This is a genomic window from Streptomyces sp. NPDC037301, assembly GCF_055602785.1.
Genome location: NZ_JBVJWD010000053.1, coordinates 1 through 7,566, shown reverse-complemented (window position 1 = coordinate 7,566; position 7,566 = coordinate 1). Strand labels below are relative to the sequence as shown.

The following is a 7,566-nucleotide window of genomic DNA, read 5'->3' as shown; positions in this document are numbered from 1 at the left end:
AAAAAAACACAAGAAAGAAAAAAACAACAAAAAAAAAAAAAAAAACAAAAACCAACAACAAAACAAACGACCCCAACCCCCCCCCCTCTCCCCCCGCCCCCCCCCCCCCCCCCCCCCCCCGCACCCGAATCAGGTGGTCTCTCCCGTGATCCAGATCCAGCTTCAGTCGAACATTCTTCCCGCCCTCGCCGGGTGGTTGCCCGTCGGTGCACCGGGCCCCGCAGCTCTGGCCGAACACGTTCTGCGCACCGGCGCCGGGCAGTGGTGGGCGGACCGCGCTGTCGAGCCGCAGGCCGTTGCCGTCAGCTGCGCAGACCATGTACTGCTGCGTGGTGACCCGCGAGCCCTCACCCCAGGCTCCCTGGCCCCGCTCGCAGGCAGCTACATCGAGGCGCCCTCCCGCTTTCTGCCGGCCCTGGGCGCCTCCTTCGGCAGGATCGTGCCGGGGGAGCGGATGGTGTACATCCACCGTGCGCCCGCAACATCACCGGCACCCCGGCCACCGCGGGGCGTGACGATACGCCCGCTCGTCCCCGAGGACGCCCAGGCACTCGCCGCGCTCGGCCCCGACGCGGCCTGGCTGCACAAAGGCTGGAACGGCCCATCGGGTCTCGCCGCCTCCGGTCTTGGCCGGGCCGCCTTCCACAAGGACCGGATTCTCGCCGTGGCCTGCACATACTTCCTCGGCAGCGAGTACGAGGACATCGCCTGCTTCACCGTCCCCGACCACCGCCGCCGGCACCTGGCCCACGCCTGCGTCGCCGGCCTCTGCGCGGACATCGCGGCCCGCGGACGCATCGCGAGCTGGTCCTGCTCCCGCGGCAACCGCCCCAGCCGCCTCCTGGCCTGGACCTCCGGATTCCGGCTGGAGAGCGAGTACGTCCACTACGCCACCAGGGAGACCACCGCGTCGCGACTCCAGAAGGCGGGCATCCCCGCATGAGCGGATCCAGGAACGCCCGCCCCCTCGTCACCGTGCCGGTCCTCGAAGGCCGCCACGAACTCACGGTGCACGGACTGACCGTCCTCGACGACTCGTTCACCCTCCACTACACGGTGACCCCTCCCCTTCCGGACGAGGCCGACGGACCTCCCGTACTGCTGATGATGCAGGCCGAGGACGATGTCGACACCGCGTACCTCGACTGGGGCGGCGTCTTCGGCACCGGCTCCGACGGCTCGTACACCGACGGCAGCATCACGGGCCGTCCGGCCTTCCCGGCCGAAGCGAGTGTCCTCACGGTGCGGATCGCCTTCCTGCGCGGCGACGATGAGCTCTGGTGCGACTTGTCGCTGCCTTTGCCGTGACCGGACCGTCCGGCGGCCGTGCGCTGGTCCGACGGGATCTGCAGCGGGTGGTGCCGCGCGACCTGGACGGCGCGCGGGTTGAGGCGGATCCGAGAGTACTCATCGCCAGTTCTGAGCTGCGGCACCTGCTGGACGCGGGCGCCTGTTCGTCCATGGGGCGAGGGGCGCTGCTGTGTAGGGCAACAGTGCTCAAGCAGTTGCCCGAGCGCATTGACCGCGACATTGCTTAGACCGACCGGCAAATGGGGGGCGGCGTCGCGGGGCTGGGCACGCACTCCCCCAAGGCCTTAAGGGCCAGGGGGGACCCCCTCCGGCGTTGTCGTCAATCACCGACTTCCCCAAGCTCTCGGCTTCGCTCGAGCGGGGGAGACCCCATCGCGTTGCCTCCCTCCTCCGCCTTGCAGCTGCACGCACCCAGCCCCGCTCCTTCTCCCACCCCCCATTTGCCGGTCGGTCTTATTCGGCTGTGACCGAGCGCGGTGGTTGGCCGGCAGGGTGGTTCGCCGGCCGTGGCACAGCCCTCCGGCCGGCTCAGGTCAGGTTCAGTCCTCCGTCGAGCACGATGACCTCGCCGGTGAGACAGGTGCTGGCGATCACCGACGCCACCAGGTCGGCCACGTCGGCGGGCTGAGCCGGGCGGCGCATGGGCGCGCGGACCCGCCACAACTCGTGCGCCTGAGCCCAGTCCTTCGTCATCGGCGTGTCCACCAGCCCCGGAGCGACCGCGTTGACCCGCACATCCGGCCCGAGCGCAGCCGCGAGCAGCCGGGTCACGTGATTCAGAGCGGCCTTGCTCGCTGCGTACGGCACCGACGAGCCCTTGGGGCGCACCCCGGCATGGCTGGTGATGTTCACGATGCTGCCGCCTGCGGGGGATTGGCGCAGTACCGGAAGTGCCGCCGTGCACAGCACCCACGGTGCGATCAGGCTGACTTCCAGCAGCTGCCGCCAGTCCGCCGGCGTCGCAGCGGCCAAGTCGTCGTGCGGGATCGGCCGGCTGATGCCCGCGTTGTTCACCAGCACGTCCAGCCGCCCGAACCGGCCGAGTGCCGCCTCGACCAGCCCCCGGGCCTCCTCCTCCACCGCCAGATCCGCCCGTACGTACGCCCCGCCGAGCTCCGCCGCCAGCGCCTCCCCGGCCTCCGTACTGCGCCGCGAGTGCACGACGACCCGCATTCCGTCCGCCGCCAGCCTCCGCGCAACGGCCTCCCCGATCCCCGACGTGGACCCGCTGACCAGGGCGACGGGCCCATCCGCTTGTTCAGTCCTCATGCCGACGGATCCTGCCACGGCCTCCAGCAGAGATGCCGGGTCGTGATCGCGAGGTCCTACCGCATGGCCGGAGCAGGTCCGGAGGGACGCTGGTCAGAGCCAGCCGGCACGGCGGAAGCTTCGGTGGATGACGAGGCAGGCGGTAGCCATGACTCCGAGGGCGAGGGGATAACCATAGGTCCAGCGCAGCTCCGGCATGTGGTCGAAGTTCATGCCGTAGACGCCGCAGACCATCGTCGGTACGGCGATGATCGCCGCCCATGCCGTGATCTTGCGCATGTCCTCGTTCTGGGCGACGGTCACCTGGGCGAGGTGGGCCTGGAGGATTGAATCGAGCAGGGCGTCGAACGACGTGATCTGTTCGATGACGCGGGCCAGGTGGTCGGCGACGTCACGGAAGTACGGCTGGATGTCCGGGCCGACCGGCGGCATGGGCCGGGTGACCAAGGCCTGCAGTGGCCGGTCCAGTGGTGCCACCGCACGCTTGAGCTCCAGCAGTTCGCGCTTGAGCTGGTAGATCCGGCCCGCGTCACCACGGCCCGCGTGCCCGCTGAAGACGTCGGTCTCGGCGGCGTCGATGTCGATCTGCACCGATTCCGTCACGGCCAGGTAGTCGTCGACCACCTGGTCGGCTATGGCGTGCAGTACGGCTGCGGGCCCCTTGGCCAGCTGCGCGGGCGCGGCCTCCAGCGCCTCGCGGAGCGGACCGAGCGAACCGTGCGGGCCGTGCCGGACGGTGATCACGAAGTCGGCGCCGGTGAAAATCATGAGTTCTCCGGTGTCCACCACCTCGCTGGTGGCGGTGAGCTCCTCGTGCTCGACATAGCGGCAGGTCTTGAAGACGGCGAACAGCGTCTCGTCATACCGTTCCACCTTTGGCCGCTGATGGGCGTGGACCGAGTCCTCAACTGCCAGTGGATGCAGGCCGAAAAGCTCGGCGATACCCGAGAGTTCCGTCTCGGACGGCTCGTGCGGCCGATCCACACAAAGCCGCGGCCGGACTTGCGGACCCGCCGCAGAGCTTCGTCCGTCGGGCAGGTACCGGGCTGCCGTACGCCGTCTTCGTAGATCACGCAGTTGACCACCGTGCTGCCCAGCGGAGAGCGGGCCGGGTGGCTCAGATCGACCTTCCGGCGGTAGGCGCGGCGCACGGCACGTCGGAGATTGCGGATCATCGGCACATCGAGCTCCTTCGGACAGCAGGTCGTCAGTGTGCCACCGGCCCTTGTGAGGCCGGGGAAGAGGAGGGCGGGCGTACGACCGGAGCGTTTTCAACGAGGGCGCCCGGAAGCCCGCCTCAAGCGTGGCGCAGTTCGAGGAGTTCGCGCCCGAGCGGGCGGACGCGGCCCACGTCGTGCGTGCGGCCCCGTCCGGTGACCGGGCACTGACGCGGGGGCGCGGGGTTCAGTCGGCGCTGGGCCGTTGCCGGGGCGTGCCCCGACTCATCCCGCACGGCCGTCCCGACGCCGGCGCGCCGCGCGGCGACAGAAACTCTCGGGAGGAGTGGACGCACAGCCGATCTCCCGATCCTGGCGCATCGTCGATCTCCCGGTCCATGGGGTCAGAGCCAGTCCCGGCGCTTGAAGACCACGTACAGCCCGAGACATACGACAGCCATCAGCGCGATTGCGAAGGGGTACCCCAGGACCCAGCCGAGCTCCGGCATGTGTTCGAAGTTCATCCCGTAGATGGTCCCCACCAGTGTCGGCGCGAACAGAATCGCCGCCCACGAGGAGATCTTCTTGATCTCCTCGTTCTGCGCGTGGCCGGCCTGTGCCAGTTGCTTCATCTCCTCGTTCTGCTGCTGGCTGACCAGCGTGGCATTGACAGCGAGGATGTCCTGCAGCGCCAGGCGGAAACCGTCGACACGTTCGGTGACATGGGTGGAGTGGTCGGCCACATCGCGCAGGTACCTGCGCAGTTCCTCGTCGATTCCGTACTTCTCGAATCCGGCGCTCAGCCCTTCCAGGATCCTCGTCAGGGGACGGGTCGCGCGCGCGAACTCCACCACTTCCCGGGAAAGCTCATAGATGCGGCGGGACACCTTCGGGTCGCCACTGAAGACCTCGGTCTCGATCTCGTCGACGTCGTTCTCCACGCCGGCGACCACGGGCGCGTAGCCGTCGACGACCGCATCGAGGATCGCGTACAGCACAGCCTCGGGGCCGCGCTTGAGCAGATCCGGGGTGTCCTCCATGCGGCGCCGGACCGCTGCCAGATCCGGGGCCGCCCCGTGGCGCACGGTGATCACGAAGTCGGGTCCGACGAAGACGTGCAGCTCGCCGAAATCGACCTCTTCGGCGTCATCCAGGTAGCGGGCAGCGCGCAGCACCACGAACAGGGTGTCGCCGTAACGTTCCAGCTTGGGGCGCTGGTGCGCCTCCAACGCGTCCTCGACCGCGAGCGGATGCAGGTCGAACTCGCCTGCAACGGACAGTAGTTCGGCCTCGGTCGGCTGGTGCAGGCCGATCCACGCCATGCCGTCGTCCGCCTCGCGGAGCTTCTGGAAGGTCTCGGCGAGCGAGTCATGGGTGCTGGTGCGGTGGCCGTCGTGATACAGCGCGGCAGTGATGACGCTGGTTCCACGGGACGGCTGCTGATCGGCCGATGCAGCCGTGCCGGGCTGCTCATCAGCGGGGCGGGGCCCAGCCGGGCGCTTGGCCGGCTTCTTGAACGCGCGCAGGGCACGCAGACGACGCTCGGACATGACGGAGTCCTTCCGCAGGCAGGAAGTAGAAGGCGTGGGGATGGGCGAGGGCACGCCGCAGACGTCGCCTTCGGATCCGGCTAGGGTCCGGTCGTGGCAGCGTCCCGCGGCGTGCGACTGGGAGGTTCACCACACATCGTGGATCTCACCTGCCTTTCTGTACGCACGGGACGGGGCCGGTGAGCAGGCTATACCTCGCCGGCGAACTCTCTGGACCGATGAACGCGGCGTCATGGAGTGCGCCTGCCGAGGCGAACCGCCTGCTCCTGGTGTGACCGGGGCCGCGGCCGGCCCGTCGCTGCCGGCCGGGGTGGTGGTGACGAGCCTGTACGTCGCCGGCCTCAACCGCCTGCTGTGGCGCCGCCTCCACCGCCGCGCAGAGGCCCACTGCTCAGTCGTGCACGGCAGCGCCGCTGAGGTGGTGGCCGGCGAGGTTCAGGACTTCGTCGACCACGCGTCGCAAGTGCCCGTCGGGCAGGCAGTGAATCATGCGCCGACCTTCCTTGCGTACGGACACGAGCCCCGCCAGTCGCAGCTTGGCCAAGTGCTGACTGACCGCCGGACGAGCAGCTCCGCAGGCTGCCGTCAGTGAGGTGACATCCGCTTCACCTTTGCCGAGCGTGTGCACCAGTACGAGCCGGGTGCGATCGGAGAGCAGGCCCAGGACCGCGGCGGCGTGGGTGAGCTGTTCGGCGCCTGGATCTCGCGGGTGCGTACCGTGTGCAGGTGATAGGTGCATGCATGCGCTCATGTGCACATAATGGGTCAGGGCGCCTTGTGGTGTCCACATCCCCGTCCCGCGTCGAAAGGCCGGACCGTGAGCGAGCAGCCTGGACACACCCACCACCCGCACGAGTACCGGCACATGCGCGACCATGACCACGGTCAAGGCAGCGGGCAGGCCCGTGGGCACGGTGGCACCGGCCGCCGGGCACGGTGGCGGCATCGGCTCGGCCACCTGGTGAAACCGCACTCGCACGAGTCCGCCGACAAGGTCGACCGCGCCCTGGAGTCCTCCGCGCAGGGCATGCGGGCGCTATGGATTTCTCTGGCGGTGCTCGGCGTCACGGCTGCGACACAGGCTGTGGTGGTCGTCCTGTCCGGCTCGGTGGCTCTGCTCGGCGACACCGTGCACAACGCGGCCGACGCACTGACCGCACTGCCCCTGGGCGTGGCCTTCGTCCTGGGGCGCCGGGCGGCGAACCGCCGCTTCACCTACGGCTACGGGCGGGCCGAGGACCTGGCCGGCATCGTCATCGTGGTGACCATCGCGGCCTCCGCGTTCTTTGCCGCCTGGACAGCGATCGACCGGCTGCTGAACCCGCAGGTGGTCAGCTACCTGCCCGCCGTCGCTGCCGCGGCCGTGGTCGGCTTCGTCGGCAATGAGTGGGTGGCCCGCTACCGCATCCGAGTCGGACGCGAGATCGGCTCGGCTGCCTTGATCGCCGACGGACTGCACGCCCGAACCGACGGATTCACCTCGCTCGCCGTGTTGTTGGGCGCAGGCGGTGCCGCGATCGGCTGGCGGCTTGCCGACCCGATCGTGGGTCTGGTCATCACCGCTGCGATTCTGCTGGTGCTGCGCGACGCCTGCCGGGAAGTCTTCCGCCGGGTGATGGACGCCGTCGATCCCGCCCTGGTCGACGCGGCCGAGCACGCGCTGGGACGCGTGCCGGGCGTAATAGCGGTGGGTGAGCTGCGGCTGCGCTGGATCGGCCACCGACTGCGTGCGGAGGTCGCGGTCGTCGTCGACGGCGAGCTGAATGTGCGTGAAGCCCACCAGGTGGCCGTGGAGGCCGAGCACGCCCTGCTGCACGCCGTACCGAAGCTGACCGCGGCCTTGGTCCATGCCGACCCGACTCCGGCGCCGGGTGCCCCGGATCCGCACCTGGTCCTGGCACACCACGGGACCTGAGCCGAGAAGTCTGCAACGGCACGAGGACCATGAGGACTTCGTCGGTCGCGGCCGGCGAATACCTCCAGGGCGTGGACCGGTCGGTCTGAATCATCGTCGGACTCTTCGTGCTGGTGTGGGCGGTGGCGCCGGCGTACTGGAGGACCGCGAAGGTCGAGGAACGCTGGACGGCCCGTGCCGCCAACAGCGGCTGACGCCGACTTCGTCCGAACCGGTAGGGGACGCCGTCGGATCTGCGTCAATGGTGATCGGAAACGGTCCGGGGGCGCGGGGGGGGGTTCAAGCGTGGGGGCCAGGGGCGCGGGGGGGGAAGGGGGGTGCAGCGGGGAGGGGGGGCAGCTCCTGTGGGACCTTGTCCCGTCTG

General features: G+C 69.3%; 7 protein-coding genes and 1 pseudogene. 4 read left to right on the top strand and 4 right to left on the bottom strand.

Features of this window, described 5'->3' with window-relative positions; translation table 11 throughout:
* The first annotated feature begins 145 nt into the window (after window positions 1–145).
* From ACZ7IB_RS41210 to ACZ7IB_RS41200, 3 genes are read left to right on the top strand one after another with little or no spacing between them, the layout of a single operon-like run.
* The gene (locus ACZ7IB_RS41210; RefSeq protein ID WP_470919864.1) at window positions 146–943 is read left to right on the top strand and encodes a GNAT family N-acetyltransferase; all 798 of its coding nucleotides are present in this window, start codon (window positions 146–148) and stop codon (window positions 941–943) included.
* The gene (locus ACZ7IB_RS41205; protein ID WP_470919862.1) at window positions 940–1,308 is read left to right on the top strand and encodes a hypothetical protein; all 369 of its coding nucleotides are present in this window, start codon (window positions 940–942) and stop codon (window positions 1,306–1,308) included. The genes ACZ7IB_RS41210 and ACZ7IB_RS41205 overlap by 4 nt, the downstream gene beginning before the upstream one ends.
* Window positions 1,281–1,538: a hypothetical protein gene (locus ACZ7IB_RS41200; protein ID WP_470919860.1), complete on the top strand. Its 258-nt coding sequence runs from the start codon at window positions 1,281–1,283 to the stop codon at window positions 1,536–1,538. Before ACZ7IB_RS41205 ends, ACZ7IB_RS41200 begins: the two co-directional genes overlap by 28 nt.
* Before the next feature lie 301 nt (window positions 1,539–1,839).
* On the opposite strand, the gene ACZ7IB_RS41195 is transcribed toward ACZ7IB_RS41200, so the two are convergent.
* The 4 genes and pseudogenes from ACZ7IB_RS41195 to ACZ7IB_RS41180 all read right to left on the bottom strand — a co-directional run bounded on the left by ACZ7IB_RS41195 (window position 1,840) and on the right by ACZ7IB_RS41180 (window position 6,026).
* Window positions 1,840–2,580 carry an SDR family NAD(P)-dependent oxidoreductase gene (locus tag ACZ7IB_RS41195; protein WP_470919858.1) on the bottom strand — a complete coding sequence of 247 codons (741 nt, stop codon included), beginning with the start codon at window positions 2,578–2,580 and terminating at the stop codon, window positions 1,840–1,842.
* Between the two features lie 93 nt (window positions 2,581–2,673).
* Window positions 2,674–3,755, bottom strand: a pseudogene (gene corA, locus ACZ7IB_RS41190) (magnesium/cobalt transporter CorA).
* 386 nt (window positions 3,756–4,141) lie between these two features.
* Window positions 4,142–5,287, bottom strand: a complete 1,146-nt coding sequence (locus ACZ7IB_RS41185; protein WP_470919856.1) for a magnesium and cobalt transport protein CorA — start codon at window positions 5,285–5,287, stop codon at window positions 4,142–4,144.
* A gap of 391 nt (window positions 5,288–5,678) precedes the next feature.
* A complete protein-coding gene (locus ACZ7IB_RS41180) occupies window positions 5,679–6,026 on the bottom strand; it encodes an ArsR/SmtB family transcription factor (RefSeq protein WP_470919854.1) in 348 nt (115 codons plus the stop codon).
* A gap of 126 nt (window positions 6,027–6,152) precedes the next feature.
* Between ACZ7IB_RS41180 and ACZ7IB_RS41175 the strand changes: the two genes are divergently transcribed.
* Window positions 6,153–7,202 carry a cation diffusion facilitator family transporter gene (locus ACZ7IB_RS41175; RefSeq protein WP_470919904.1) on the top strand — a complete coding sequence of 350 codons (1,050 nt, stop codon included), beginning with the start codon at window positions 6,153–6,155 and terminating at the stop codon, window positions 7,200–7,202.
* The last annotated feature ends 364 nt before the right edge of the window (window positions 7,203–7,566 follow it).

Excerpts from the sequence above, each read along its gene's own strand:
- ACZ7IB_RS41180 (WP_470919854.1), bottom strand. The coding sequence starts at position 6,026 with ATGCACCTATCACCTGCACACGGTACGCACCCGCGAGATCCAGGCGCC.
- ACZ7IB_RS41185 (WP_470919856.1), bottom strand. The coding sequence starts at position 5,287 with ATGTCCGAGCGTCGTCTGCGTGCCCTGCGCGCGTTCAAGAAGCCGGCC.
- ACZ7IB_RS41195 (WP_470919858.1), bottom strand. The coding sequence starts at position 2,580 with ATGAGGACTGAACAAGCGGATGGGCCCGTCGCCCTGGTCAGCGGGTCC.
- ACZ7IB_RS41175 (WP_470919904.1), top strand. The coding sequence starts at position 6,153 with ATGCGCGACCATGACCACGGTCAAGGCAGCGGGCAGGCCCGTGGGCAC.
- ACZ7IB_RS41205 (WP_470919862.1), top strand. The coding sequence starts at position 940 with ATGAGCGGATCCAGGAACGCCCGCCCCCTCGTCACCGTGCCGGTCCTC.